A 25,745-nucleotide genomic window follows, 5' to 3' on the forward strand; every position below is an offset into this window, starting at 1 on the left:
ATGACTTCCAGAAGCCCAGGGGACACGCAGGGCGAAGTCCTCCCGCAGGGGAGGGGCCCCGATGACGGCTCCGCCGGCATTGGGGAGGGGCTGTGAAGCCCCTCATCAAAATCTAGAGCTGGTCCCCCGGCATCGGAGTTCCGGCAGGAACTTCGATGCCGGGGGACCAGCGCGCCGTTGCAGCTGAGCGAAATTCGGCGAACGCGAGGCTGGTCCCCATCACCACCGTAGCGATCGACGCGACCACGGTGAGCGCGTGCGCGGGGTCGCTGAAGCGATCGACGCTCGCGGCAGCCAGGGCCCCGGACAGGAACTGAAGGGTCCCGAGGATCGATGCACCGAGGCCGACGACCTGTGGCGGGACATCGAGGGCGCTCATCATCGCGGCCGGGATCATGATCCCGTTGCCGAACATGTAGAGGACGTAGCAGAAGCACCACGCGCTGGCGGCCCCCCCGGTCGCCCAGGTCGTGACGAGTCCGGCCGCAGCCAGGCCCACGACGCCTGCGCCGACCAGGGCCAGGCGTCCGCTCGCGGCACGTCGGGCCGCCGTCCGCGTGAACAGACCGCCCAGTACACACGCACACGCACCGCCGAGCAAAACCAGCGAGAAGCTGCGGGGGGTGAGCTGGCCCGAGCCGACCAACATGGTCGGACCGGCCGCGATGAAGGCGAAGTAGATCGACGCCATCGCTGCCAGACCCAGCGCGTAAGCAAGGAACAGCGGCTGAGACCACAAGCTGGCGAAGCCGCCCGCGCTCGCGGGCTCACGCGTGACCGTGGGCGGTCGTGTCTCCACCCACCGCGGCATCGCCAGGGCCAAGATCGCGACGGCGCCCAGTCCCATGATGCCGAACCCCCACCGCCAGCCGACCGCCGCGCCCAAGACGGGAGCGAAGGCCAGTCCAAGGGTCTGCAGAGTCGACAGCACGCTCATCGCCCGCGTGCCCTCGCGCCCGTCGAAGCTGTCGCGGACTGCCGCCCGGGCAATCACGAGCACCCCCGCCGCGGCCACGCCCTGAACCGCGCGAGCGATCAGGAGTTCACTCATCGATGAGGCCGCAGCTGCCGCGACGCTGGACACCGCGAGGGTCGCGAGGGCGGCGAGGGCCAGCGGGCGGCGACCCAACCGATCCGAGAGCCACCCCTGCGGGATCATCGTCGCCGCGAGCATGAAAATGTAGACCGAGATCGTGCTCGCGCCGCTGCCGGTCGAGCCGAGCTCAGAAGGGATTGATGCCAGCGACGGGACGTGGACGCCACCGCCGAACGGCGCGAGCGCACAGGCCGCGCCAAGCAGCCAAAGCGCCGGGGTCCTGACTGGTTTGTGTGGGTTCATCGTGCTTTCTCGGCCTGGAGGACCGACTTGGCCCTCAGCCATGAGCAACGTTGACCGATGCGAGGGGTCGACGAAACGCCGAGTTGCGCGCAACACTCGTGCCTGATACGCACGAATCGTGAATCTCCAAGCGATCGAGGCGTTCGTGCACACCGCCGAGCTCGGCAGCTTTGCCGCGGTGGCTCGGGCCAAGCATGTCGCTCCTTCCAGCATCTCGCGCCTCGTCGCCGAGCTCGAGGATGGCCTGCAGGTCCGCCTCTTCCAGCGCACGACCCGGCGGCTGAACCTGACCGAGGCCGGCCAGGCCTACCTCGACCGAGTCGCGCCGCTGCTCGAGGAGCTCGAGCGGGCCCGCGACGAGGCGCGGGATCTCGGCGCCAAGCCCCGGGGCACCCTCCGTGTCGCGTGCGCGCACACCTTCGCTCAGCTCCACCTGACCAAGTGGTTGCCACGGTTGTTGTCCGAGCACCCGGAGCTCGACGTCGAGCTGGTGCTCGACTCGGACTACACGGATCTCGTCAGCGCGGGCATCGACGTGGCCGTTCGGCTCGGGCAGGTGCAGGGCGCCTCGCTGATCGTCCGCAAGCTGTGCGACATGCCCCGCGTCGTGATCGCGAGTCCCAACCTGGTGGCGGGGCGCAAGCTAGCGCCGGCGGACATGGCGAGCGAGCCGTGTCTGCTGTTTCGCCACACCGGGTTCGCACCGGTCTGGCGGTTTCGGGATCGCCAGTCGCGAGTGCTCGAGGTCCAGCCGCGAGGTCGCGTGTTCACGGCGGATGGGGTGATCCTCCGCGACCTCGCGCTCGCTGGTGAGGGGATCGCGTTGCTGTCGCGGTGGTTGTGCGCGCGCGAGCTCGACAGTGGCTCGCTCGTCGATCTGTTTCCGAGCCACGATGTGACCGCCACGCAGTTCGACGCGGGGATCTTCGTGGTCTATCCGTCGCGTAGCTACCTGCCGCTGAAGGTCCGCGTGTTCGTCGACTTCCTGAGCTCGTGCGTGCGCGACGACCCAGCTTGGGAAACGTCCGCGAGCTGAACCCGAGGGCCCGCGTGAATCCGGCAGGTGTTGGCGAGCTCGGCGAGAAGCAACGCGAGCTCAGGACAGGCGCCGCGCACGGATCACCGCGTCGACCCCGGTCCCCGCGACAGACCGCGGACGCTCCTCCGCGACGACGACTTCCCAGCAGCACGGATCGAGCGCAGCGACCACCTGTTCGACACAGACCTGCACCTGACCGGCCGCGCTCGTCGCCGCTCCGGTGCTGGGATCGATCGGGCGGTGGCCGACCAACAACAGCGTTCCGCCCACCGCGACTGCGCTCGCCATCCTACGCACCATCTCGTCCACTGAGCCTGCCGCGTGAACGTAGAGGCAGATCACGAGATCGAAGCAACCAGGGTCCGCGGTCCAGGTCGCTAGATTGCCCTCGGTCCAATCAATGCGCGCCGCGACCTCCGCCCCAACGGCCTCGGCCATCGACCGACCGTGGGCCAGGGCGCTCGCCGAGAAGTCGACCGCCGTGACCTGCCAGCCATGCGCGGCCAGCCAGAGCGTGTCAGCGCCGTGTCCACAGCCCGCGTCGAGGGCACGCCCGGGGTGAAGGTTCACGACCTCGCCCGTGAGGTGTGCGCTCGGTCGACGGTGGGCGACCTTGTCCCCGTGCTCGCGCAGCGTCTTCGACCAGAGCGCCTCCCAGAAAGCCTGATCGTAAGTTGGCTTGGTCACTCGTGGCTCCCCGCAATCATCGTGATGGCTCGGGGCCGGTTGCTCACGACGCTGAACACAGTCACGTTGAGCCCGGCTCCTGCTGCTCGAGAGGCTCGAGGCTCGCCTCCACGATGTACTGATCGGGAAGCGCCACGAGCGACACCCTCGCTGCCAAGCCCGCCTCCTCGAGCTCCGCAACCAGCACCTCGGGCGCAACTCGCATGTTCGCTGGCGGACCACGGCGCCCCTCGAGGTTGAAGTCCACGATGAACAGCCTCCCGCCGGGCCGAAGCGCAGCGGCGAGACTTCGCGCGTAGTCGACCCGATCAGCGAGGTGGTGCCAAACGTGAACGATGAGGATGCGGTCAACGCTGCGCGGGGCGAGGCCCAACTCAGTGTGGGTGGCACGGACTGCGCGCAGGTTGGGCAGCTGCTCGTGGCGCGCGCGCTCGTTCAGGAAGCGCACCATATCGGGCGCCACGTCCGTCGCTATGACCTCACCAGCGGGCACAGCTCGCGCCAGGCGAACCGCGAAGTACCCAGTGCCCGCGCCGACGTCGGCGACGATCATCGTTGGTGTCAGCTCCAGCGCATGCAACACGTCGGCCGGGCGTTGCCATTCATCCCGCGCCGGATCGTCGAGCACCTTCGTCCACTCGTCTGCGCTCACGAAGGCATGCATATGTTCATTTCCATTTTCATTTTCATTTTCATGGGGGCGCGCTTCTTGGTGGGCGCCGCTGTCTGCTGTCGAAATCCCGGCGGGAGTCGATATCGAACCGCACGCGCCACCCAGCGTTGCGACAAAAAATGCTGCCAGTAAGCGGTTCATCAGCTCTCTCCTGTTAGAACGTGGCTAGATGGTGGTTCGGCGCGAGTGTGCGACCCGCACCACGCGCCCTCGCGCTCCCGCCTCCAGAAACCATCAAATCGCGCCACTGGAAGCGAGCTCCATCGTTAGTTCGACGTTGATCATCGCTGCCGCGCGAACGCCAGCCGCCGCCGCCGTGATGGCCGCTTGCATTCGCGTTGTCAGGTCGCCAGCTGCATAGATGCCCGGAATCGAGGTCTCGCTCTTCATCGAGTCGATCTCGACGTAGCCATTGTCATCGAGCGCGACGCCCAGCGATCGGACCAGCTCGACCTGACGTTGGGGAGGGTGGGCGAAGATGACGTCGCAGGGCACGGTGGTGCCGTTCGCGAGTTCGACGGCCTCGAGCCGCGTCTCGCTCCCCACCACGAGACGCGTCACGGGGGCCGTCTCGAGCTGAATCCCGGCGCCCTGGAGCTGCCCGCGGATCTCCTCCGAGACCTCGAACGCGCCGCCTGTAAAGACGGTGAGATCGCGTGTCCAGCCTCGCGCATGGAGGGCGAAATGCACCAGCATCTGTGGTTCGGCGGGGCTGACGAGGAACCCCCACCGGCGATCCTGAACCTCCCAACCGTGGCAGTAGGGGCACTGAAAGATCGACTGTCCCCAGAGCTCGTTGAATCCCTCGATCGGGAGGCGCTCGTCGATCATCCCGGTGCACAGCAGAATCCGCCGCGCTTCGACAGTTCCCGCCTCCAGGCTGACCTGAAACCCACCGCGGGTTCCTGCGATCGACTCGACACGAACGTCGCGCACCTCCACGCTCGGATAGGTAGCGAGCTGCTGACGACCGATTCGTCGGAATTCCTGTGGGGGCGTGCCGTCGCGTGTGACGAAATTGTGGATGTGCTCCGCGGCCGCGTTTCGTATCGGGCCTGAATCGCAGAGCAGAACCCGCTTGCGCGAGCGGCCGAGTGTGAGCGCAGCCGCCAGGCCGCCAGGCCCACCTCCGATGATGATGACGTCGTACAGCATGTTGGGTTTTGTCATGGATGAACCAGTAGGCCGCTCGGTCGGCCGGAGCGCCGATGCGCACCCCGGGACGACGATCGCGGCGCCGATAATCGCGCTGGCCTGAAGCCAGTCGCGCCGAGTGAAGCGTGAATCGACGACTTCGTTTGCCTCAATCCCGTCGTCGTCGTGCCGCGATCGTGGCGAGCCCTGCGTCGGGTCTTCGCGCTGGTCGGCGGGACTCTCACTGTGGAAGGACCGCCTACGCATCGGCCTTGTCCGGATGCCGCGAGAGACCACGGGCAGCGAGGCGATCAACAACGTCGGCGTTCAGCATGGCGAGCGTCACTTCGCCGAGCCGCGCGAGCAGCAGGGCTTCCGCATCCTGGAAGGACTTGTTGAGCGCCGCGTTGACCGCCTCTTCGACGATGCAGCCGGGCGACTCCGTTCGGTTTCCCATTGCGAGCAGTGAAGGACAGCCAAGCGCGGTGTAGACGTCGCGCAGCGTCAGCTCGGAGAGGTCGCAGGCCAGCGTCCAGCCGCCGCCATGTCCCTTCTGGGAGCGGACGTATCCCCGCTCGCGGAGCCCGGACATGATCCGCCGAATCACGACGGGGTTGGTGTCCATGGACTTCGCCATCTCCTCTGACCTCAACGGCCCGTCATGCTCCGCCATGTGCAGGAGGACGTGCAGCGCACCTGACAGTCGGCTGTCCCGTCTCACGTAACTTACGATATTACTTGATTGTCCGAGCGTCAACAGAAAATTTTGTCCCGACGGGCGAACCGCCTGCTTCGGCGTGACAGATCGTCACCCAGCAGCTCCGCCGCACCCCCGCCACACGCCAAGATCCGCCCGCGCAACCCGGGTATGCGTGTTGCAGCGGACCACGAGATGCGGCTCACGACCGTCAACGGCGACCTCCTCGATCAGGACGTGGACGCGATCGTCAACGCCTGGAACCGAAACGTGATCCCGTGGTGGCTCCTCATTCCCCAAGGAGTGTCCGGCGCGATCAAGCGGCGCGCGGGTCGCGAGCCATTTCGGGAGGTCGGGCGGCGCGGGCCCATGCCGCTCGGCTCGGCCGTGTGGACCAGCGCTGGTCAGCTACCGTTCGTGGGGATCATCCACGTCGCGGGTATCAACCTCCTGTGGCGCGCGAGCGAGTCGAGCATCCGTGACAGCATCCGACATGCGGTCGAGCTGGCCGTGGACCACGGCGTCGCACGACTCGCCACACCGATCATCGGCGCCGGCTCTGGAGGGCTCCGCGAGGAGGATGCCTACCGGATCATCGTTGACGAGGCCGAGCGGATCGACGCCGAGCTCGTCTTGACGCTCGTGCGGTTCCGACGGGGCGACACGACGACGCAACGCGCGTGAGCGGAGAGACACCGCGCGGGCTGGCGCTCAGTTGCTCTGCCCCTCGGCGCCCGGGCCCTGGCGACCGAGGACGGTGCCGGGTGGCACCTCGGTGGCGGTGATGCGGTAGTAGTGCATCACCGGTGTCAGCCCGCCGAACGCCACGATGCCCTGCTGCTCGTCCGGAAAGTAGAAGAAGGTCCCGATGTAGCGGCCCGCGGCGATCATCCCGTGGATCAGCCCGCTCGGCGGGTGCTGCTGCATCTGCGCCTGCGGTGTCGCGAGCTTGGGATCGTTGGCGTGCTTGCGCAGAATCTCCTCGAGCATCACGCGCGTGGTCTTGCCGTTGAACGGCTTGCAGACGTCGAGCAGCTCGGAGGTCTCGGTGACTGCGAGAAAGTCGCTGAATACCTCGGAGAAGCTGTCCGACTGGGAGCCGTCGGCGTCGCGCAGTGACTCGCGGAGCGCGGTGAGCTGCTGGGTGAGCTTGGCCATAGCCCCACACCAAAACATCGAGCCGCCGCCGTCAAGCGGTCAGCTTGTCTTGGCCGGATCACGACGTTGGGATCAATTTGCTCGTAAGAGCGACTAAGCCCAGCAAAGTTAGCTCGCACGTCGTACCGCCGCAAGACCCCGACCACGGCGACGTCGGCGATCGATGGCCCGCGTGAGCGCGCCGCGCGATCGCACGGGTTGTTCACGAACTTGCGATCGGAACGTGGCGGGATCGAAACGTGGATCAGCGACACCTCCGCCGCGCGAGCGATGAAGTCGCGCCGGAGCCCGTGTCCATGTTCATGCGAATACCGACGACCTCCACCCTTCTCTTTCTTCCCCTGCTCGCGCTCGCCCTGTCCGGGTGTGGCGATGATGTCACGAGCGACACCGAAGCCGGCAGCAGCGAGACCGGCGATGGCGATGGCGATCCGGACGACGGGGAACCCGGCGACGGGGATCCCGGTGATGGCGATGGCGACCCCGGTGATGGCGATGGCGACCCCGGTGATGGCGATGGCGACCCCGGTGATGGCGACGGTGACGGTGACGGTGACGGCGACGGCGACGGTGACGGCGATGGTGACGGTGATGGCGACGGCGACATCGACCTGACGCTGGTGGGCATCGAGCCGATCGGTGGCTACGAGACCGGAGTGTACGACGGCGGCGCGGCGGAGATCACCGCCTTCGACCCCGCGAGCGCGCGGTTGTTCGTCGTCAACGGCGACGCCGCGGCTGTCGATGTGCTCGATCTCTCCGACCCGACCAACCCCACGCTGATCGACAGCTTCGACGTGACGATGTACGGCGACTCGCCGAGCAGCGTCGACGTGCGCGACGGATTGGTCGCGGTCGCGGTGCCCTCGGATCCGGCCCAAGATCCCGGCCACGTCGTGTTCTTCAACGCCGACGATCTCTCGTACATCAACGATCTGCAGGTCGGGGCGCTGCCGGACATGCTGACGTTCAGCCCCAACGGCAACAAGCTGGTCGTCGCCTGCGAGGGCGAGCCCGAGGACGACTACCTCGTCGACCCCGAGGGCAGCGTGGCGATCATCGACGTCAGCGGCGACGTGGCGACGCTGACCGACGCCGACGTGAGGCTCGCGGAGTTCGGCGCGTTCAACCTCAGCAACATCGACCCGCAGATCCGCATCTACGGCCCGGGCTCCAGCGTCGCGCAGGATCTCGAGCCGGAGTACGTGGCGATCTCGGCCGACTCGACGACCGCGTGGGTCAGCCTGCAGGAGAACAACGCGATCGCGATCGTCGATCTCGCCGACGCCACGGTCACCGATCTCGTCGGACTCGGCTTCAAGAACCACTCACAGGTCGGCAAGGGGCTCGATGCCAGCGACGCCGACGATCAGATCGCTATCGCCAATTGGCCGGTGTTCGGGATGTACCAGCCCGACGCGCTGGTCCGCTTCACCATCGACGGAACCGACTACCTGCTGAGCGCCAACGAGGGCGACACCCGCGACTACGACGCGATCTCCGAGGAGGTGCGGATCAAGAACCTCGACCTCGATCCGCAGGTGTTCCCCAACGCCGACGAGCTGCAGCAAGACGAGCAGCTCGGTCGCCTGACCGTCTCGTACCTCGACGGTGACCTCGGCCACGACGGCGACTACGAGCGGCTGTTCGTGCCTGGCACCCGCTCGGTCGCGGTCTGGTCGAGCGCGGCCGCGCTGGTGTGGGACAGCGGCGACGAGATCGAGCAGACGACCGCGGCCGCGCTGCCCGACAACTTCAACGCCAGCAATGACGCCAATGACTCGTTCGACAGCCGCAGCGACAACAAGGGCCCCGAGCCCGAAGGTGCGGTCGTCGCCGAGCTGTGGGGCAAGTCCTACGCGTTCGTGGGCCTCGAGCGAGTCGGCGGCGTGGTCGTCTACGACGTGTCGAATCCACTGAGCCCGAGCTTGGTGCTGTACGACAACTCGACGCGCGACTTCGAAGGCGACGCCGAGCTCGGCACCGCCGGAGATCTGGGACCCGAGGGTCTCGAGGTCGTGCTCGCAGCGGACAGCCCGACTGGGGAGCCGCTGTTGATCGTCGCCAACGAGGTCAGCGGCAGCGTCCGCATCTATCGGATCATCGCCGAGTAGTGTGGGGACCAGGCTCGAGCGTCACGCTCGCGCCTGGCCGAGCTCTCAACCGGTCAGCACCGGTGCAGCACCACGACGGAGAACTGGACCGCGCCCCCGCCAACCTGGCGCTGTCCCTTACCCCCGGCCCTGCGGGCCGCGTTGACGGCCACGATCGAGCGCGAGTTCGACCCGGGGGAGCGGCAAGTCATGATGTTCACGCTCGCCCAGATCCCGGAGTGAGCGGCGGCGCGGAGGCATCGCAGCGCGGGCGCCCGACAGCCCCAGAGCGTCCCAGACTCGGCTGCGATCCCATCCCAGACCGTTCGGACGGGCGAACTCGACTCCCCGCACCGAGCCCGCCCATCGGTGATACCGTCCCTGCACCCATGGCATTGACGGTCTTCGCTGAGCAGATGGGCTTCTTCCACAAGGGCTGCGGCGGCACGGGCGTCGGGCCGGTCGACGTGTGCCTGTCGCCGCCGCCAGGGCCGGTGCCGATCCCCTACGTCAACGTGCTGTTCGCCCAAGATCTGATCAAGGGCAGCAAGACCGTACGGATCGACGGCGAGCCCACCTTCCTCGAGGACGTGTCGATGACCTCGAAGAGCATCGGCGACGAGGGCGGCACGCTCGGCGGCAGCGTCGTGACCGGGGTGATCCTCAAGAACGGCTACTTCACGGTGTGGTCGTCGACCGTGCAGATCGAGGGCCTCGGGGTCGCGCGCCACGGCGACATCATGGGCCACAACAGCGCCGGGGGCCCGCCGCCCTCCAACCTGAACTCGGGCGCGATCTGTCAGCCCGCCCAGGTCTCGGCCCCAGTGCCGGGTCCCGTCGCCTCCAAGCGGGCCGCCGAGGCCAAGGTCCTCGAGGCGACCGGCCCCGGCGACTCCGAGCCGGCCAAGGTGATCCCCTGCGACTTCGAGAAGATCAGCATCAAGTGCAGCCACACTGGCAGCGGTGACGGCAAGCGCGGGTTTGGTCCGTTCGAGTACACCTTCAACGGCCAGATCAAGGACAACCTGCCGCGGCCCAAGAAGGGCTCGAAGACCGCGTTCGTCCCCAACATTCAGGTGATCGCGGGCGAGGATGATCGCCGCGCCGACAAGGTCGAGATCGAGATCACCGGCGGCCCCGGGTACAGCTGCAGCCACTCGCACCCGCACGTGGCCGTGACCAACCGGGCGACCGGCGAGGTCACCAAGCACGAGGGCAAGACCAAGCTCGAGCTCCCGCTGAAGTGCAAGAAGATCGAGCTGCCAGCGATCGCCTACATGAGCCCGGCGGCGGTGATCGGCTACTTCTTCTTCTCGCCCAAGTCGACCAATCGCTACATCGTCGAGGTCAGCTCGTGCGGGGTGCTCGAGGATCAGAGCCCCGGATTTCGCAAGCTCTCGCGCACGATCGACGTGTACTCGAGCGACAAGTACAAGCTCTCGCTCGAGATCCCGGCGATCAGCAAGCGCAACTACGCGAACACGGCGACCAAGGCGCTCGCGCCCAACGCCAAGTGGGTCGACGGCAAGGACGACGGCTGGAACAAGAAGACCGACTGGGTCGACGACCCAAAGGCCCCAGGTGGTGCGCCGGTCCGCAAGCCGATCGCCGGGGTCGTCGGCGCCAGCATCTCGCTCACGCGCAACAGCGAGGACGTCAAAGCCACCGCCAAGCTCGGCGAGATCATCCAGGCGTTCGTCAACATCCAAAACGAGATCCAGTCGGTCATGAACTTCATCAAGAAGTTTCAGCCGCAGGTCGGCTGGAAGTTCGGGTTCTCGATTGGGTTCTTCACCGGAAGTCTGTCATTCGAGTGGGCGGCCAAGGAGGCCAAGAACCACACGGTCTTCAGGTGGTGGAAATTCGAGGCCGCGCTCACGCTGGTCTCGATCGAGCTCGAGGCCAGCTTTGGGGTCGACTTCAAGGTCTGGCGGTTCACCGTCACGACCCTGCTGTTCGGCAAGGTCTCGGGCGAGGCCAAGCTCAGCGCCTCGTGTGAAGCCACCCCCGAGAAGCCCGACTGGGGCACGCAGATCGGCGTCGAGATCAAGGGGGAGCTTGGGATCAAGGCCGCGCTCGGAGCCGACTGGGTCGCCGCCGCAGGCAAGATCGAGCTTGGCTTCCCGTTCGAAGCCTCGCCCAAGATCGACGACAAAGAGGGCTTGCAGATCGACTGGAAGCTGGCCTTCAACGGCCTCGAAGCCAACGTCACCGGCCACATCAAATTCGCGGGCAGCTTCGCCCGCAAGTGGGACATCATGGACAAGCGCACGCTCGGCCAGGGCACGTTCCCCAGCGGCGAGAAGCAGGCGACCGGGATCCCCAGCCCCCAAGGTGCGATCAAGTGAGCAAGCCGATCTTCTATCTGCACGTGGAGGCCCGCGGCGTCCAGGCCGAGGTCCGACTCAACGACGCCCCGATCCTCGAGCTGTCTCTCGAGTATCCGCAGCACGCGTTCCCGACGATCAGCGAGTGGGTCATCAACGGCGAGAACCTGCTGAGCGTGCACGTGGAGCAGGCCGACGAGTCCGCGCAGCTACGCATTACGCTGTGCCAGGCCTCGCTCGGCGACATCCCCGAGCCGGGCAGCGAGATCGAGCTGGCGATCGTCGAGTGGCCGCCGCCGCTGCTCGCTGCGGTCGGCGAGATCGCGGAGCCCCCCACACCGCCGCCGCCGATGCCCCCCGTGCTCAGCGCGGTCGGCTTCGCCGCGCACGCGTGGGCGCCCTGGTACTGGCAGAGCGCCCCACCCTTCACCGCTGATCGTCGCAGCGTGGCCGAGCTCACCACCTGGCTTCGCGACCTGCACGCGACCCTGGCCGCCGGCCAGATCGATCCGCTCGCGGCCAACAGCCGGTTCAAGTTCTCCGAGGTCGCGCCGATCTACGACATGACCAGCGCAGACGCGCAGACCCGACTCACACAGACATGGGCGCACATCAGCGCACAGACAGGCTGGGAGCTCGCGCCGTTCGACGAGGCGGATCTCGACCTGCGCGTGCGCTGTGACGGGCGCCTGATCGAGCCCTGTACCCGCGATGGGTTGCCGATCATTCGGCAGGTCCGACCGGTTGGGGGCGATCGCTGGTCAATGCCGATCTTCGTTGCGCGAACCAATCGCGACTATGTCGCGGGGTACTTGGCGATCGTCCGCTGAGTACAAGCGCCCACGGTCAGGGCGCACCCGCGGCTCCGCGTGTGAGTGTGCCGTCTTTGTGCCAGGCACCACGCATGTTGCAACTTCGCGAGTCCTGGTTGTAGAGTGCCGCGGGGGGTGTACTCGTGAAGAAGTCAGCAATTATTTGTACTGTGAGTCTGGCGCTCGTCGCCTGCGGTGGAACCGGAGCCGAAGGTGACTCGGGAGCCGCCGAAGGCATCAGCGCCAGCGGCGAGACCGGCAACAGCAACAGCAACAGCGCCGAAGGTGTCGACAGCAACAGCGGCGACGGTGACGGCGACTCCGGTGACGGCGACAGCGACTCCGGTGACGGCGACGGTGATCCCGGCGACGGCGACGGCGACACCGGCAACGAAAGCGGCAACCAGAAGTGGGACACGTTGACGGTCCCGGACGCCGCATTCAACTGCGGTGCGGGTGGCGGCAACGAAGATCCCGAGTTCTCGTACCTGTGGGCGGCCAACAGCTCGCAGGGCACGATCACCAAGATCGACACCAAGACCGTCACCGAGGTCGGCCGCTACCAGGTCCGCCCCGACGGCTCAGGCTCGCCCTCGCGCACCTCGGTCAGCCTCTCCGGCCACGTCGCGGTCGCCAGCCGCAGCGGTGGCGTGACCAAGATCTACGCCAACGAAGAGTTCTGCGAGGAGTCCAACGGGATGCCCGGCATCCAGACCTCCAACAACAACCAGGCCCTGCCGTGGGGCACCGAAGAGTGCGTCGCGTGGCACAAGCCCATGCAGTACGCCTCGCAGCGCCCGGTCGCCTGGGGTGCGGGTCAGTTCAACGACGGCACCTGCCTGTGGGAGGACGAGGAGCTGTGGACCGCCGCGACCCAGGGCCAGACCATCGACGTCTACGTGCTCGATGGTGAAGACGGCGCGACCAAAGAGATGATCACCCTGGAGGGGGTCGCCGCCGGCTACTACGGCATCTACGGCGGCGCAGTCGATGGTAACGGCGACTTCTGGGGCTCGCAGCTCGGCTCCGGCAAGCTGGTCCGGGTCAACCGCGTGGACATGACCTACGACATCTGGCAGATGCCCGTGAGTGGGTACGGCATGACCGTCGACTCCGAGGGCTACGTGTGGACCTGCAGCAGCAGCGTCGCCCGCTTCGACCCCATGACGGAGACCTGGCAGACCGCGAACGTCGGCGGCTACACCGGCTGCATGGCCGACGCAGGCGAAGACGGCCTGCTGTGGGTGTCGCAGGGCGGCAGCGGGGTCATCGGCGTCAACCGTGACACCTTGATGATCGAGAAGCAGTGGCAAGCCGGCGGTTCGTACGGCATCAGCATCGACTTCGAGGGCTACGTGTGGGCCGTCGCCAACGGCAGCACCGCCAGCAAGATCGACCCCGAGACCGGGCAGTTCTGGACGTACAACGGGCTGGTGGGTGCGTACACGTACTCGGACATGACCGGCTACGCGCTCACCAACGTCGGCTCGCCCAGCGGCTGATCTCGCTGGTCGCTCAGCTAAGGCGTTTCGCGGCGGGCCAGACATCTGGCCCGCCCGCGTTCCGGCCGACGCCCGGCGATGAGGGATCAGCTCCAGCTGCTCGCGCTGAGTGGGATCGTCCACGTCTGACCGCGCTCGTCGATGTACTCGATCTCGAACGGCTCGAGCAGCCATGTGTCTCGGCGCTTCGAGATCTGGATCTCCCCCGAGTTCGAAATGGCCGCCAGTCCTTGCACGCAGCGGCGAGTTTCGGCCGGTTTGGATGTTCCACACGCGGTCTTGAATCTCGTCGATCGCACCGCGCAGGTCCTCGAGTTTGTCCGTGGCGACGAAGCGCCGCAGAAAGTCACCCGAAGTGGTCGGGTCCGGTGCTCGGACAGCGCCGAGCATCTTCAGCAGCGCTGGGTCCTGCTGGATGAGCGACATGTCCTCGAGACAGGTGCCCCCGGCGTAGAGCATCAGCGCCTGCGACACGACGTGGTCCGACTCGTGGTAGGGTACGTGACGCCTGAAAACCTCGACGCGCTCGTCGAGGAGTTCGGGGACCTTGAAGCTAGCGAGCTAGCCGCCGAGATCGGATCACCCGACTCCAAGCAGCCGCAGGCACGCGTCAAACCACGCGCACTCCTGCGGCTGCTCTAATTCGTCGCACAGCTCCGCCAGCCGTTGCCAGCGCTCGACCAGCGACACCCCGCTGACCACCCACAGCTTGCGCAGGCACACCGGGCACAGGTGCAGCGGCGCGCGATCGATGTCCGCGATCCCAGCGGTCGCGTTCATCAAGCAGTGGAAGTGCACGCAGTGGCGCAGCCCAAACATGTGGGCGACCTCGTGGGCGAGCACGCGCAGCGCTCGAGCGCGGATCGTCGCTTCAAACGCCGGCCCGCGAGCCTCCGTGTCGTCGAACCCAGGGTCATAGCGAAGCATGCTGTGCACGCCCACGCGCTTGTCGACCGAGGCGTAGCCAAACACCCACGCGGCGTCCTCAGCGTAGAGATCCTCGAGAGTCAGGGCGACCACGCAGGTCGCGTCGGCGGGCCGACGCTGGCGTACCCACTCGAGTAGCGCGGCCGCGTCGAGCTGGCGGCGTCCATCGAGCTCGCGCGCGGGCAAGCGCTCGAGCGGCTCGTCCGTCATCGCGGGCAGGATCGTCGTCGGCAACCCAAACCACGCCGAGATGAAGCGGGCGAGCAGCTCGGGCTCGGGGCTGCGGACCAATCGAACGGCGTCGTACTCGACGACGAACCCGCGCGGGTACTCCCCGATCGGCAAGATCGCGATGGTGCGCGCGTCGGGCCGCGGCCGCGGTGGGTGCTCGGCCAGGAACTCGGCGAAGCTCTGCGGCGGCTCACCTGAAGCCGTGACGCTCCGCGGCGGCGGAGCATGACCGGTCAAACTAAACGCCGGCCGCAACACCGCTGGAATGTCATCGAGGGATCCCAGCGGACTCGCGGGCGCGGGCGCGGGCGCGGCGGTCGGCAGTTCGGGAGCATCGTCGCGGGCCGCAAGCTCGGGCTTGGCCCGCTCGCAGGCGCCAACTCCGAGCGCCAGGATCAAGAACTCGCGCCGCCGCATCGCCGGTCGAGTCTCGCACGCCCGGTGCCCACGCGCGGGCGAGCTCAGCCGGCCTCAGCCCGGCGCTTGAGCGCGGCCCCGAGCCGGTCGAAGCCCCGCTGGACCTTGCCACCGAACAACAGCTCGACGATCGGCGAGAGCAGCCCGGCGAACGCGTCCTCGCTGACGTAGCGACTGCGCTGGTCCCCGAGCACCTCGACCCGCTGAATTCGCTCGGCCCTAAAGAACCACGCCGGACCGATCGTCATGCCCCAGCGCAGCTCCTGGCCGGGCGCCCAGCGACGCAGGATCTCGACCTGCCTGCGCGGCTTGGCGCCGTCAAAGCTGACGTGCAGCACGATCGGCTCCCCGACGACGAAGCTCGTCTCGATCCGCGGGGTGAACGGGTTCCAGTCCGGGTACGCGTCGAGGTCCTCGAGGATCGCCCAGACCCGGTCGGCGCTGGCGGTGATCTCGACGCGCGTCGCAAACAGCTTGGCCACGCCGATGCGTAGCAAGAAAAGGCCCCGCAGGCACCGCTATAGATTGGTGACCAGCTCGAACACGCCCAGGCCCAGGATCGCCGCGAGCAGCACGCGCTGGCCCGCGTGCTCGCCAAACCGAGCCTGAATCCGAGCGCGCACGCGCGGCCCCAGCCCGTAGCCCAGCAGCATCATCGGCAGCGCGAAGGCGGCGAGCATGAGCACCTCGTGGGTCCACAGCCCGGCCAGCCCGTGGCCCGCGATCGTGACCAGACCCAGGGGCAAAAACAGCGCTTGAAAGTTGATGCGCAGGGTCTCGCTGGACCAGCCGCGCAACGCCGCGTAGGCCAGCAGCGGCGGACCAGCGATGTCGAACGCGGCCGAGCTCGCGCCGGTGACCAGGCCAAACCCGAGGTCGCGGATCCACGCGTGGGCGCCCGCTCGCTCGGCCGTGACCGCGGGTTCAGGCGCGATCCGACCCGCGGGCGACAGCAGCCGCCACGCACCAAAACCGAGCAACAGCACGGCGAGGCCCCGGTGGGCCCAGACGGGTGGCAGCGCGACCAGTACATACAGCCCGAGCGGGACCCCAGCGACGGCGCCGAGCAGCAGCCGCGCCACCGTCCAGGTCTCGATCGCGCTGGGCCGCTCACGCACCAGCAGCAGCGCGATCGCGGTGCCTGCCAGCGCGAGCACCGGGGCGCCGCGCTCGAGGCCGATCAGCGCCGCGAGCAGCGGGATCGCAAACATCGCGTCGCCGAAGCCGAACACGGCGCGCAGCAACATCGCGATCAAGATGACGCCGAGCACCGCGCTGATCAGGGCCGGGGACATGCGGGGGCGCAGAGTAGCCGGTCCCGGCCAAGTTCGTCAGTCGCCGAGCTTGGCGAAGTCGGCGAGCGTCCACGTGTTGGCGCCATGGTTGTGGAGGTGAAACGTCACGGTCGCGCCCGGCTCGGCCGCGACCGTGCTCGCAAACTGGATCGATTGGGCATCCGAGGCTCCCGGGATCTCGACGTGGGTCTCCCACACCAGCGCGCCGTCGATCAGCAGCGCGAGGTGGCCGGTGGCCGGCTGGTGGGCGATCAGCGACTGCCACCAGACCTGGACACGCAGCTGGTCACCAACCTCGATCGGCTCGGCCAGCGGCTGCTCGACGCTGAAGTAGTTGCACCCGCTGGTCGAGACCTCGAGGGTTCCGAACTCCTCCCCCCAGGCGGTGGGCGGGCAGATCGTCTGGGCGGGGCGGTGGTCGGCGAGCGGATCGTCCTGCGGCGCGGTCGGCGTCCAGTCCTCGGCGAACACGAGCGGGCGCGGTTCGGTGTCGATCTCGCGCGGGGCTTCGTCGATCGGCTCGGCCACGTCACAGGCCGAGGCGAGGGTCAGGACTAACGCGGCGGTGCTGAGCAGCAGGAGGATCGCGGTGGCGCGCATGGTTGATCGACGCAACACCGCCAGGCCGGGCGAGTGTCACCTGCGGTGAGATATCGACTGTCCAGCGGCAGGCCCGCCGACGTGCTAATCAGCTGAGATGCCGGATCAGAATCCCCCGGACCTCGAGCTCTGCCGTCGCTACCTGGCCCTGCGACCGCCGCCAGGCCGGCTGCTCTTGTGCGGCGTGACCGGCAGCCACCACTACGGGTTCTCTTCGGCCGACAGCGACATCGATCTCAAGGGCATCCACCAGGCCCCGACCGAGCAGATCCTGTCGTTGTTTCCCGGCCGCGACAACCACGACGCGCTCGAGGACTTCGAGGGGGTCGAGTGCGACCTCACCACCAACGAGCTGTCGCAGGCGCTCCGGCTGCTGATCAAGGGCAACGGCAACCTCCACGAGCGCCTCGCTACGCCGTTTCAGCTGGTCGAGAGCCAGCTCGTCGCCGAGCTTCAGGACCTGGGGTTGCGCGCGCGCAGCCGGGCCAGCCACGGGCACTATCGCGGCTACCTCCACGGCATGCGGCGCGAGCACCTCAAGCAGGATCCGCCCCGGGCCAAGTCCCTGCTCTACACGTTCCGGGTGGCCCTGACCGGCATCCACCTGCTCGAGACCGGAGAGCTCGTCGCCCACCTGCCCAGCCTCGCGCCGGAGTACGGGTTTGCCGAGGTGCTCGAGCTGGCCGAGGTCAAGATCGCGGGCGCGGAGAAGGAGCCCGCACCCGAGCCGCTGGCGACCGAGCTGCGGGCGCGCTGGCCCGAGCTCGAGGAGCGGTTGGACGCCGCCCGAGATCGCAGCCCGCTGCCCGAGCAGGCTACCAACGTCGACGAGATCGAGGCGTGGCTGGTCGCCCGCCGACGCGAGGGCTTTGGATCCTGACTCGACGCCTCGGTCTAACGCAAAATCACGACGCCGCGCAGCTCCGCGTCCGAGCGCACCTGCACGGCCGCGGTCGTTCCCGCTGCGTACTCGCCTTCAATCGCTGCCGCCGCGACGATCAACGCCAGCACCCCACCCGCGACGCCGATCTCCCCGACCGACGAAGATGGCCACAGCACGGGCAGCCGCTCGCGCGCGGTCCTGTAGCCCCGCAGCAGCGCGTGCGTGTGCTCCCACGCGTCGTAGCGCTCGCCGTTGAAGTTGCCGGCGATGAACGCGATCTCGCCCTCGGGGATGTCCGCGTCCTGGCTCGCGGTCTCGAGCGCCGACGTGAACGCCTCGCCGACGGAGTACTCGGTCCCGCGCACGGTCGCGCGCTCGTAGCCCAGGCCGATGCCACGCACGCCCACGCGCTCGCGCGAGTCCTCGCCTGGGTTCGCGCCAGCGCGTCCAACCCGGACGAACGCCGCCCCCTCCCCCGGCACCAGGCCCTGGGATTGCTTGGGGCCGAGCAGACGGTTTCCGCGGGCCAGCTCGCGCAGGTCGGCGTCGCGCAGCAGCGAGTCTGCGCCCCCGATCACACACCCCACGTCACCCGTGACCGCGCCAGCGTCCAGCAGCTCGCGGGCGATCCCCAGCGCCTCGACGCAGCCCGCCGCGCCGCTTCGCAGCACCCGTGAGCAGGGCGCAAACCCAACGCCGAGCTGCAGCTCGAGCCGCCGGAGCAGCTCACTGTCGCCCACGCCCGCGCTCAGCGGGTGCCCACGCTCATCCTCGGGGACCAGCCACAGCAGCGCCGGCTCGGCGCCCGCGGCCGGCTTGCCGACACACTCGGCCAACGCCCGCCCGGCCAGGTTGAGCAGCCACTGACTCGGGTCCGCGCGCAGGCGTGGATCGGCGGACACCCGCGCGCCGATCTGCGGCTCGTCGTCGTCGAGGATCTGCGCTTCGATCGGCGCGAAGCGCTTGATGCCTGATCGGATCGCCGCGCAGGTCTGCGCCGCCGTGAGCCCGACGGCCGTCACCGCTCCATACCCGAGGATGTCCATGCTCGCGTCCGTCACCATCACACCTCACCAAAAGTATGGGCGCCCGACCGCGACCTGATCCGCACCACGCAATTCCACGTAGCACTTGCCGCTGGCTCGCGCGCGCAGCCAGCCCGGCGGCGCATGACCGATCACCAGCTCCTCGAGCGGCGCCTGGGTCCGCTCGACCGGGAGCGCGAGCCGACCGGTCAGGATCAGCCGCCGCCGCGCGGGCTCGATCTCGATCGTGTCGATCCGCAGGCCGACGCGCTCGAGCTGCCCGGCCCGGATCGCGTGCACGGGCAAGTTTAGGTGCGGCAGCCTGAACAGCCACTCGCTGTCGGGCGTGAGGTTGACCAGCCGCACCGGCTCGCCGCCGACGAAGCGCTCGAGCTGCTGATCCTCGGCGACCGACTGGTTGCAGGCAGGGTCGTGATCGTGCGGCAGCAGCGGCCAGCGGCGGCGCTTCCAGGCGATGTCGAAGGTCCCCGACAGCGCCCGCCGGGGCAGCCACGCCCGCGACACCACGCCGAAGCCCGCGGGCACGCAGGCGGTCTGGCGGCGGACCATGTTGGACGCGGGATCCTCGACGTTGGGCAGCTCGCTGAGCACCGCCGGATCACTCGATCGCGCCCCGGCCCAGCCGATGCCCAGCGGGTTGCGGTCGTCCAGATCGAGCTCGGGCTCGGGTGATCCACCGTTCGCAGCAACGGTACCGCCGTAGGCTCGCTCCCAGCCGAGCGGCATGGTCACGAACGGCAGCGGGTCGCTGGGTTGATCGTCGACCCACACCCGGTCACCCGTGACCAACAAGCTCTTGATCAGCTGGGCCTGGCTGGCGTCGTGGGCCGCCTCGCTGCTCTGCACGCCGTCGGGGTGGCCAACGTGTAGTTCCACGAACAGCTTGTCGATCGGGCGCCCCCGCGGCGCGTGGGCCTGGGCGCCGACCACCACCACGTCCACGCGCGGCTTGAACAGCGCGAGGTCGGTGTCCGCGAGCGGGTGGCCCAGCTTGGGATCGCCGACGTACTCGTCACACAGGCGGATCGGCGCGGGCTCGGGGGACAGCTGCACGCGGCCGTCGTCGCCGATCTCGAACGTGGCCTTGACCACCAGCAGCACCGCCTCTCCGCCGTGCCCGTCGGGCGTCAGCAGGTGCGTGGCCGCGAACGGCGTGCGGTTGTCCAGCCTGGAGATCGTCGACACCTAGCTCCACCTTCCTGCGCGGTCGAGCCCCACCGGCCAGTAGGGCATGGCCGTGAGCGCGTCGACCCAGGTCTGGTGACGCTCGTCTCGCAGCCAACCCAGCAGCATCTGCTCGGGGGCGACGTGGCGCTCGACCTCGATCAGCGCCGCGTTGATCTCGTGGCACAGCGCCCAGTAGGCCTGGATCACGCCGATCACCTGCGGGTGGCCGACGGGCCCGACGACGTGGGTCGCGTAGGCACGCTCGCGCGCTTGCTCGGGGCTCGCGCCGCGCTGCTGATGGTCGCCGAGCTCCCGCGCCCACCAGCGCTCGGCCTGAGCGAGGGCGCGTCCGAGCGCCCGCAGGTACGAGTTGTACGCGAGCCCGTGGAACTCGCTGGCGTGCTCGAGGGCGACGGGCTCGTACACCCGCGGCCGGAGATCGAAGCCCGCGCCGAGCAGTCGCTCGAGCCCGCGCTGGGTCCCGTGACGCCCCTCGAAGTCGAACGCCTGGGGTCGGTGGGTCTCCGCCTCGACGATCTGGAGGGTCCGCATGCTCGGCCGCGGCTCCGGGGTCACGCCGACCGGCGACATCACCAGATACGCGAGCTTGGCGTGGAGCGCGGGTGCCTCGATGGAGAGGCGCTCGATCAGCAGGCGCTCGGGCGCGGGTGGGATCAGCAGCTCGGGGGGGCCCTCGGCCTCGCTGCCCCAGCTCGCGTCGTCGTCGAAGCGCGGTGGTGGTCCGCCGCGCGGGGCTGACGCCAGCGCGGAGAAGCGGTGGTGGTAGTCGCGGTAGATCGCCAGGACCTGCGGGTGCGAGGCCACGCCGGCCGGCCAGCGCAGCTTCGTGGCCTTGCGGCCGAGCGTGGCGAGGAGCCGCGCCCACCAGGGCTCGAGGTCGTTGATCGCTGTGGTTAGCTCGCCGACGTAGGCGGAGTAGAGCTCCGCGACCTCTCCCTCCAAGTTCGGCATAGCGACTGTGGGGGCATGGTAGCGCCCAAACATCACCGGTGTCGACGACGCCCTGCCCGGACGACGCCCTGCCCGAAGGTCCTGTCACCTCATATTCGTATAGTATTGAACGGATGAACAGCTACATCCACGAGTCCCGGCCAGCGCCCAAGGGGATCTTGCTCATCCGTTCAACACTGGACGAGTATGAGGTGACGGGACCTTCGGGCAGGGGATCGCGGCCCAAGAAACATTAGTGGAGCCCTCATGAGAATCGCTTCCATCGGTACAGATACCGAACGGCGAAATCCACTGCCGAGACTGCCGCTCGAAGTGCGTCAATTCCCGCAATCCGTCCTGACCGGACAACCGCGCTTCATATCATCGGTGAACCCTAAGACTCCCCCGGGGGCTTTGGCTGAAACGGGGTCATCAACCGCAGCAGCTCGGCCTGGTGGACCATCTCGGTCTCGGGGTCGTCCCCGTCGAAGTCCTCGTCATCATCATCGTCGTCATCGTCGTCGAGCGGGGCCCCAACGAAGCCGACGTAACCCTGCGACGGGGGCTGAACCGCCGGCGCCGGAGCCTGAGGCACGACGGCGGCGGCGGGCCGCGCCGGCGCCGGTCGGACGGGCGCGCGTATCGGCGACGAGCCCACCCCCGCGGGCAACCGCGACGGTGGCACTTGCGTGGCTGCGGGAGCGGGAGCGGGAGTGGGCGCGGACCGCCACGGCGTGGGCGTGGGCGCGGACGCGGACGGTCGCGGCGTGGCAACCGACGCGGGCGGCCGCGGCGTGGGGACCGGGGCGGCGACCGGACGCACCAGCGGCGGACCCGCGACGTGACCAGGAGGCGCGACGGGCATCCGGTGCACGGGCGGCCGATCCAAATACTCGGGCGCAGGCGCGGGCGCGGGCGCGCGACTCGGGCTCGCCCCCTCACTCGAAGCCGAAACTCCCGGAAGCTCCGCGCCCGGAGCCAGCACGACAGTCGCCTCGGTCCGCCCTGCCCGACTCGCAGCCGCCCCCGCTCCACCGCCCCCCTGAGCACCAAACAGCTCTTCGCTAGTCAGGAATTGCGTCGGGACCTCCTGCTCGTCGTCGCCATCGTCATCCTCACCGAACAGCTCCTCCGAGCTCAGGAATTGCGTCTTCGGCTCGGCCTCGGGAAACAGCTCGGACGCCGACAAGAACTCCGTGCGCATGCCGGGCTCCGGCAGTTGATCGGTGGGCTCGCTGAGCAACAGCGTGCGCTTGGGCGAGGACGTGCTCGACGACGAGCTCATGAACTCGGTGCGCCGTGGCTTCGATGGGCCCGCGTCGCTCCCGAACAGCTCGGCCTCCGAGATGAACTGGGTGCTCGGCTCATCCTCGTCGCCGTAGCCGTCGTCGACCTGGGGCTGCTCGGGGATCACGGGCGCGTACCCGCCGGTCGGGCGCGACTTCGGTCGCCGCGGTCGAGCGCGCGACCACAGCGACCACGCGATCAACACGCACGACGCCGCCCCGAGCAAGCTGGCGCCGACGATCACGTAGATGCCCACCCCCTATCGGTTAGACCCGACGACCCTCCGCCGTCAACCAATGCGACATCCGGAGCCGAGTTGTCGGCGTCTTTGATCCTTTGGACAGCAGCGCGATACCGCGCGAGCGGTTGACAGCCGGCGCCAACCCAAGCATCCCATGCGCGAAACCCATGAATGACGACCTGCTGGCACCCGGGCTGCCCCCGCCCGATCCGGGCTCGACCTCGAGCGCTCCCCCGATCGCCGCGATCGTCGCGATCGGGGCCCTGCTGATCGCGGCGCTCGGCTTCGTGGTGTTTGGCGTCGGCTACGGGCTGGGCTGGTGGGGACAGGGCGACGATGAGACCGAGCCCGAGCCCGAGCCCGCGGTGGCCAAGGCCAAGCCCGAGGTCGACGAGCCCCCAGCCGGGCCTGCGTTCGCCGGCGCCGAGCTCACCCCCGAGGTCGACCCGCTCGCCAAGCCGGCCGCGGTCGAGTCAGACGATCGCGTGCTCGAGGGCCTCGAGCCCGTCCCGGAGATCGAGCCGCGCGACGCCGGGCGCGGCGGGCAAGCCGGCTCGGGCGCGGGCGCGTCCAACGGGTCGGGTCAGGCGGGCGGCGGCTCGGGCAGCGGCAAGTACACGGGCCCACGCGTGAGCGTGACGCTGATCCTCAAGCACTACCAGCGGGTCGAGGTCAAGCTCGGCGGCCGGGTGCTCGAGCTCGACAGCGACAAGACCGTCAAGATCCGGCCCGGCGGCTACCGCATCGAGCTGCGCAAGGCGATCGACTCCCCCTGGCAGCCGGCCGGGCTGATCGAGATCGAGGTCGGCCACGACTACCAGGTGACGCTGCTCGATCCGCCCCTCGCCAAGCTCGAGATCGTGAAGTGAGCGACGATTGTCAGCTCCTCGCGCGCGCGGTCGAGCTCGCGCTGGCCAACGAGGCGCGCGGTGGCCTGCCGGTCGGAGCCGTGATCGCGCTGGACGGCCGCGTCATCGCCGAGGGCGCGTCCGAGGTCCCGGGCCCGCCCTATCATCCAGGTCGCCACGCCGAGATGCAGGCGCTCTCGCGGGTCGCGATCGAGCTGTGGCCGCGCGCCGCCGAGATGGTCGTGGTCACCACCCTCGAGCCCTGCTTGATGTGCTTTGGCGCGTGCTTGTTGCACGGTGTCGGGCGCGTGGTGTTTGGCGCGATCGATCAGCGCGGCGGAGCCGGCTTCATCCGCCCCCACCTGCCGCCCTACTACGGGCCCAACGGCGGTCCGGGGTGGTGCGGTCCGCTGGATCCGATCACCTGCGACCCGCTCTATCAGCGCACGGATCGCGCGTTCGCGAAGCTCCCCTGCGGACGCGCACCGACCTGATCGCGCGGTTGCGATCGCGGTCATCGTGGTAGCCTCGCCCGCATGTGGATTGAACGACTTGCGGTCGCGGGCGCCCTGGTGCTGGCCGGTTGTGGCGACGACGTGGGCAGCGACGCCGACACCCAGAGCTCGACCGTCCCCGAGACCTCTGGCAGCAACGATCAAAGCGGCGACGGAGATGGCGACGGCGATCCCGGCGACGGTGATCCCGGCGACGGCGATGGCGACGGCGACCCGGGTGACGGCGATGGCGATCCCGGCGACGGCGACGGCGACGGCGATCCCGGGGTCAAGTTCGACATGGCGCCGCTCCCCGATGAGACCGGCGGCGAAGGCTGCATGGGCATGGGCGGCGGCGAGGACGTCGAGTTCTCGTACATCTGGGTCGCCAACAGCTCCGAGGGCACGCTCAGCAAGATCAACACCGAGACCCTCGTGGAAGAGGCTCGCTACATCACGCGACCCGATCACGCGGGTCGACCGTCGCGCACCTCCGTCAACCTCTCGGGCGACGTCGCGGTTGCCAGCCGCGATGGTGGGATCAGCAAATTCCTCGCGCGCCTGGATGACTGCGCCGAGCAAAACGGCATGCCGGACATCCAGACCTCGACCGGCAAGAACGACGTCGTCGCGTGGGATCTCGAGGAGTGTCGGGCCTGGTACACGGAGTTTGTCGGGCAGAACCTCGCCAACCGGCCAGTCGCGTGGACGGCCGGCGTGTTTGATCAGGGCAGCTGCACGTGGGTCGACCAAAAGCTGTGGACCCAGACCGCGCTGCTCGGGCAGGCCAACTCCATGCAGATCCACCGGCTCGACGGGGAGACCGGCGCGATCGAAGACACGGTCCCGGCCCCCAACGTCGACCTGGGCTCGTGGGGTGCGTACGGCGGGGCCGTCGACGGCGAGGATAATTTTTGGTTCTCGACCCACGGCAGCGGCAGCCCGCCCACGCTCAGCCGCGTCGACAACGACACGCTGGTGCTCACGACCTGGCCCGTTCCCAACGGTCTGTCGCCCTACGGCATGACCGTCGACAGCGAGGGCCACGCCTGGGTCGCCGGCTACTCGGGCGGCACCGCCCGCTTCACCCCCGACAGCGAGACCTGGGACGTCGTCAACGTGACCGGGCTCGGCATGCAGGCCGACAGCGACGGGCGCGTGTGGGTTGGCACCTACGGCGGTCAGGGCTCGGGCGTGACCTCGATCGACGTCAACACCCTCGAGATTCTGGACTTCATCCCGCTGCCGAACGCGGGCGTGACCAAGGGGGTGAGCATCGACTTTTATGGCTACGTGTGGATCGTGAACATGGCCAGCAGCGCGTATCGTGTTGATCCGGACACCCACATGTTCCAGTCCTACGACGGCCTCAACGGAGCCTACACCTACTCCGACATGACCGGCGCTGGGCTCAAGAACGTCGCGTTTCCTCAGGGGTAGCGGGAGTATGCCGCCGCGATCCCCGGCCGCTGCCTGTCCGTGTGGCAGCGGGCGCACCTTCAAGCGCTGCTGTCGGCGCCTGCACCAGGGCCACCCGGCGGGTGGGGCTGAGGCGTTGATGCGGTCTCGTTACTCGGCTTATGTGGTTGGGGCGGTTGACTATGTTGTTGCGACTACGGATCCCGAAGGTCCGCTGGCCCGTGATGATCGCGACGTGTGGGCGGAGGAGATCCGGGCGTTCTCGGTGCGGACGCGGTTTGAGAAGCTGGAGGTGCGGGAGGTTGCGCAGATCGATGAAGAGCACGCGGAGGTGCTGTTCTTTGCCAGGCTGTCCCGCGACGGGGAGGACGTCTCGTTTGGCGAGCGTAGTCGCTTCGTGCGCCGGAATGGGCGGTGGCTGTATGTGTGTGGTGAGGTCGCGGGCTCGGGCTGAGCGCGTCTACGGGCGGATTCAACC

Annotated in this window: 25 protein-coding genes and 2 pseudogenes; 12 read left to right on the forward strand and 15 right to left on the reverse strand. The window is 68.4% G+C overall.

Annotation, left to right across the window (positions count from 1 at the left end):
- Nucleotides 1-112 precede the first annotated feature (112 nt).
- Entirely contained in the window at nt 113-1,339 is a 1,227-nt protein-coding gene (locus ENSA7_RS11055; protein ID WP_181233634.1) for an MFS transporter, read from the reverse strand.
- A gap of 118 nt (nt 1,340-1,457) precedes the next feature.
- On the opposite strand from ENSA7_RS11055, the gene ENSA7_RS11060 reads away from it, so the two are divergent.
- Nucleotides 1,458-2,375: a LysR family transcriptional regulator gene (locus ENSA7_RS11060; protein ID WP_106089215.1), complete on the forward strand. Its 918-nt coding sequence runs from the start codon at nt 1,458-1,460 to the stop codon at nt 2,373-2,375.
- A gap of 60 nt (nt 2,376-2,435) precedes the next feature.
- Here the strand turns inward: ENSA7_RS11060 and ENSA7_RS43515 are convergent, their stop codons facing one another.
- The 4 genes from ENSA7_RS43515 to ENSA7_RS11080 form a co-directional block, all read right to left on the reverse strand.
- Entirely contained in the window at nt 2,436-3,065 is a 630-nt protein-coding gene (locus ENSA7_RS43515; protein ID WP_181233635.1) for a class I SAM-dependent methyltransferase, read from the reverse strand.
- Between the two features lie 61 nt (nt 3,066-3,126).
- A complete protein-coding gene (locus tag ENSA7_RS11070) occupies nt 3,127-3,879 on the reverse strand; it encodes a class I SAM-dependent methyltransferase (protein ID WP_106089217.1) in 753 nt (250 codons plus the stop codon).
- A gap of 93 nt (nt 3,880-3,972) precedes the next feature.
- Complete coding sequence (locus tag ENSA7_RS11075; protein WP_181233636.1) at nt 3,973-5,139, reverse strand: NAD(P)/FAD-dependent oxidoreductase; 1,167 nt, start codon at nt 5,137-5,139, stop codon at nt 3,973-3,975.
- Nucleotides 5,132-5,593 (reverse strand): Rrf2 family transcriptional regulator, encoded by a 462-nt coding sequence (locus tag ENSA7_RS11080; RefSeq protein WP_106089220.1) that lies wholly within the window; start codon nt 5,591-5,593, stop codon nt 5,132-5,134. Before ENSA7_RS11080 ends, ENSA7_RS11075 begins: the two co-directional genes overlap by 8 nt.
- Before the next feature lie 171 nt (nt 5,594-5,764).
- Here ENSA7_RS11080 and ENSA7_RS11085 point away from each other — a divergent pair, with 171 nt between their 5' ends.
- Entirely contained in the window at nt 5,765-6,253 is a 489-nt protein-coding gene (locus tag ENSA7_RS11085; RefSeq protein ID WP_106089221.1) for a macro domain-containing protein, read from the forward strand.
- Nucleotides 6,254-6,280: 27 nt separating this feature from the next.
- Here ENSA7_RS11085 and ENSA7_RS11090 read toward each other — a convergent pair whose 3' ends face one another.
- Entirely contained in the window at nt 6,281-6,727 is a 447-nt protein-coding gene (locus ENSA7_RS11090) for a hypothetical protein (RefSeq protein ID WP_106089222.1), read from the reverse strand.
- 239 nt (nt 6,728-6,966) lie between these two features.
- Here ENSA7_RS11090 and ENSA7_RS11100 point away from each other — a divergent pair, with 239 nt between their 5' ends.
- From ENSA7_RS11100 to ENSA7_RS11120, 4 genes are all read left to right on the forward strand, one after another.
- Entirely contained in the window at nt 6,967-8,841 is a 1,875-nt protein-coding gene (locus ENSA7_RS11100; RefSeq protein ID WP_244923773.1) for a choice-of-anchor I family protein, read from the forward strand.
- Between the two features lie 368 nt (nt 8,842-9,209).
- Entirely contained in the window at nt 9,210-11,168 is a 1,959-nt protein-coding gene (locus ENSA7_RS11105; RefSeq protein ID WP_106089226.1) for a PAAR-like domain-containing protein, read from the forward strand.
- A complete protein-coding gene (locus ENSA7_RS11110; protein ID WP_106089227.1) occupies nt 11,165-11,977 on the forward strand; it encodes a hypothetical protein in 813 nt (270 codons plus the stop codon). Before ENSA7_RS11105 ends, ENSA7_RS11110 begins: the two co-directional genes overlap by 4 nt.
- A gap of 152 nt (nt 11,978-12,129) precedes the next feature.
- Complete coding sequence (locus ENSA7_RS11120) at nt 12,130-13,461, forward strand: Vgb family protein (RefSeq protein ID WP_181233637.1); 1,332 nt, start codon at nt 12,130-12,132, stop codon at nt 13,459-13,461.
- A gap of 267 nt (nt 13,462-13,728) precedes the next feature.
- On the opposite strand, the pseudogene ENSA7_RS11125 reads toward ENSA7_RS11120, so the two are convergent.
- The 5 genes and pseudogenes from ENSA7_RS11125 to ENSA7_RS11145 form a co-directional block, all read right to left on the reverse strand.
- Nucleotides 13,729-13,995 (reverse strand): annotated as a pseudogene (locus ENSA7_RS11125) (IS1380 family transposase); the annotation flags it as partial.
- 45 nt (nt 13,996-14,040) lie between these two features.
- Nucleotides 14,041-15,036: an archaemetzincin gene (locus ENSA7_RS11130; protein ID WP_106089230.1), complete on the reverse strand. Its 996-nt coding sequence runs from the start codon at nt 15,034-15,036 to the stop codon at nt 14,041-14,043.
- 44 nt (nt 15,037-15,080) lie between these two features.
- Complete coding sequence (locus tag ENSA7_RS11135; protein WP_181233638.1) at nt 15,081-15,518, reverse strand: SRPBCC domain-containing protein; 438 nt, start codon at nt 15,516-15,518, stop codon at nt 15,081-15,083.
- A 36-nt stretch (nt 15,519-15,554) separates the two neighbouring features.
- Nucleotides 15,555-16,331 (reverse strand): sulfite exporter TauE/SafE family protein, encoded by a 777-nt coding sequence (locus tag ENSA7_RS11140; protein WP_106089234.1) that lies wholly within the window; start codon nt 16,329-16,331, stop codon nt 15,555-15,557.
- A 36-nt stretch (nt 16,332-16,367) separates the two neighbouring features.
- Nucleotides 16,368-16,931 (reverse strand): hypothetical protein, encoded by a 564-nt coding sequence (locus ENSA7_RS11145; RefSeq protein WP_106089235.1) that lies wholly within the window; start codon nt 16,929-16,931, stop codon nt 16,368-16,370.
- 97 nt (nt 16,932-17,028) lie between these two features.
- On the opposite strand from ENSA7_RS11145, the gene ENSA7_RS11150 reads away from it, so the two are divergent.
- Nucleotides 17,029-17,811, forward strand: coding sequence for a nucleotidyltransferase domain-containing protein (locus ENSA7_RS11150; protein ID WP_106089236.1), 783 nt, complete (start codon nt 17,029-17,031; stop codon nt 17,809-17,811).
- Between the two features lie 14 nt (nt 17,812-17,825).
- Here the strand turns inward: ENSA7_RS11150 and ENSA7_RS11155 are convergent, their stop codons facing one another.
- From ENSA7_RS11155 to ENSA7_RS42215, 4 genes are all read right to left on the reverse strand, one after another.
- Nucleotides 17,826-18,875 carry a hypothetical protein gene (locus ENSA7_RS11155; RefSeq protein WP_146157576.1) on the reverse strand — a complete coding sequence of 350 codons (1,050 nt, stop codon included), beginning with the start codon at nt 18,873-18,875 and terminating at the stop codon, nt 17,826-17,828.
- Nucleotides 18,876-18,884: 9 nt separating this feature from the next.
- The gene (locus tag ENSA7_RS11160; RefSeq protein ID WP_106089238.1) at nt 18,885-20,045 is read right to left on the reverse strand and encodes a DUF2169 family type VI secretion system accessory protein; all 1,161 of its coding nucleotides are present in this window, start codon (nt 20,043-20,045) and stop codon (nt 18,885-18,887) included.
- The gene (locus tag ENSA7_RS11165) at nt 20,046-20,999 is read right to left on the reverse strand and encodes a hypothetical protein (protein ID WP_106089239.1); all 954 of its coding nucleotides are present in this window, start codon (nt 20,997-20,999) and stop codon (nt 20,046-20,048) included.
- A 373-nt stretch (nt 21,000-21,372) separates the two neighbouring features.
- Nucleotides 21,373-22,521, reverse strand: a complete 1,149-nt coding sequence (locus tag ENSA7_RS42215; RefSeq protein WP_146157577.1) for a hypothetical protein — start codon at nt 22,519-22,521, stop codon at nt 21,373-21,375.
- Between the two features lie 152 nt (nt 22,522-22,673).
- Between ENSA7_RS42215 and ENSA7_RS11180 the strand changes: the two genes are divergently transcribed.
- From ENSA7_RS11180 to ENSA7_RS11195, 5 genes and pseudogenes are all read left to right on the forward strand, one after another.
- Nucleotides 22,674-23,375: a hypothetical protein gene (locus ENSA7_RS11180; RefSeq protein ID WP_106089242.1), complete on the forward strand. Its 702-nt coding sequence runs from the start codon at nt 22,674-22,676 to the stop codon at nt 23,373-23,375.
- On the forward strand, nt 23,372-23,848 hold the full coding sequence (locus tag ENSA7_RS11185) for a nucleoside deaminase (protein ID WP_181233639.1): 477 nt from the start codon (nt 23,372-23,374) through the stop codon (nt 23,846-23,848). Before ENSA7_RS11180 ends, ENSA7_RS11185 begins: the two co-directional genes overlap by 4 nt.
- 42 nt (nt 23,849-23,890) lie before the next feature.
- The gene (locus tag ENSA7_RS11190; protein WP_106089244.1) at nt 23,891-25,288 is read left to right on the forward strand and encodes a Vgb family protein; all 1,398 of its coding nucleotides are present in this window, start codon (nt 23,891-23,893) and stop codon (nt 25,286-25,288) included.
- Between the two features lie 7 nt (nt 25,289-25,295).
- A pseudogene (locus tag ENSA7_RS46120) lies at nt 25,296-25,367 on the forward strand (SEC-C metal-binding domain-containing protein); the annotation flags it as partial.
- A gap of 39 nt (nt 25,368-25,406) precedes the next feature.
- Entirely contained in the window at nt 25,407-25,721 is a 315-nt protein-coding gene (locus ENSA7_RS11195) for a YchJ family protein (RefSeq protein WP_244923774.1), read from the forward strand.
- Nucleotides 25,722-25,745 lie beyond the last annotated feature (24 nt).

The sequence above is a fragment of the Enhygromyxa salina genome (assembly GCF_002994635.1).
In the GTDB taxonomy this organism is placed as follows: Bacteria; Myxococcota_A; Polyangia; order Nannocystales; family Nannocystaceae; genus Plesiocystis; species Plesiocystis salina_B.

What these genes read in the sequence shown, in the direction of transcription:
- ENSA7_RS11055 (WP_181233634.1), bottom strand. Translation starts at nt 1,339, where the DNA reads ATGAACCCACACAAACCAGTCAGGACCCCGGCGCTTTGGCTGCTTGGC.
- ENSA7_RS11070 (WP_106089217.1), bottom strand. Translation starts at nt 3,879, where the DNA reads ATGAACCGCTTACTGGCAGCATTTTTTGTCGCAACGCTGGGTGGCGCG.
- ENSA7_RS11075 (WP_181233636.1), bottom strand. Translation starts at nt 5,139, where the DNA reads ATGCGTAGGCGGTCCTTCCACAGTGAGAGTCCCGCCGACCAGCGCGAA.
- ENSA7_RS11085 (WP_106089221.1), top strand. Translation starts at nt 5,765, where the DNA reads ATGCGGCTCACGACCGTCAACGGCGACCTCCTCGATCAGGACGTGGAC.
- ENSA7_RS11090 (WP_106089222.1), bottom strand. Translation starts at nt 6,727, where the DNA reads ATGGCCAAGCTCACCCAGCAGCTCACCGCGCTCCGCGAGTCACTGCGC.
- ENSA7_RS11105 (WP_106089226.1), top strand. Translation starts at nt 9,210, where the DNA reads ATGGCATTGACGGTCTTCGCTGAGCAGATGGGCTTCTTCCACAAGGGC.
- ENSA7_RS11130 (WP_106089230.1), bottom strand. Translation starts at nt 15,036, where the DNA reads ATGCGGCGGCGCGAGTTCTTGATCCTGGCGCTCGGAGTTGGCGCCTGC.
- ENSA7_RS11140 (WP_106089234.1), bottom strand. Translation starts at nt 16,331, where the DNA reads ATGTCCCCGGCCCTGATCAGCGCGGTGCTCGGCGTCATCTTGATCGCG.
- ENSA7_RS11145 (WP_106089235.1), bottom strand. Translation starts at nt 16,931, where the DNA reads ATGCGCGCCACCGCGATCCTCCTGCTGCTCAGCACCGCCGCGTTAGTC.
- ENSA7_RS11150 (WP_106089236.1), top strand. Translation starts at nt 17,029, where the DNA reads ATGCCGGATCAGAATCCCCCGGACCTCGAGCTCTGCCGTCGCTACCTG.
- ENSA7_RS11165 (WP_106089239.1), bottom strand. Translation starts at nt 20,999, where the DNA reads ATGCCGAACTTGGAGGGAGAGGTCGCGGAGCTCTACTCCGCCTACGTC.
- ENSA7_RS11180 (WP_106089242.1), top strand. Translation starts at nt 22,674, where the DNA reads ATGAATGACGACCTGCTGGCACCCGGGCTGCCCCCGCCCGATCCGGGC.
- ENSA7_RS11190 (WP_106089244.1), top strand. Translation starts at nt 23,891, where the DNA reads ATGTGGATTGAACGACTTGCGGTCGCGGGCGCCCTGGTGCTGGCCGGT.
- ENSA7_RS11195 (WP_244923774.1), top strand. Translation starts at nt 25,407, where the DNA reads ATGCGGTCTCGTTACTCGGCTTATGTGGTTGGGGCGGTTGACTATGTT.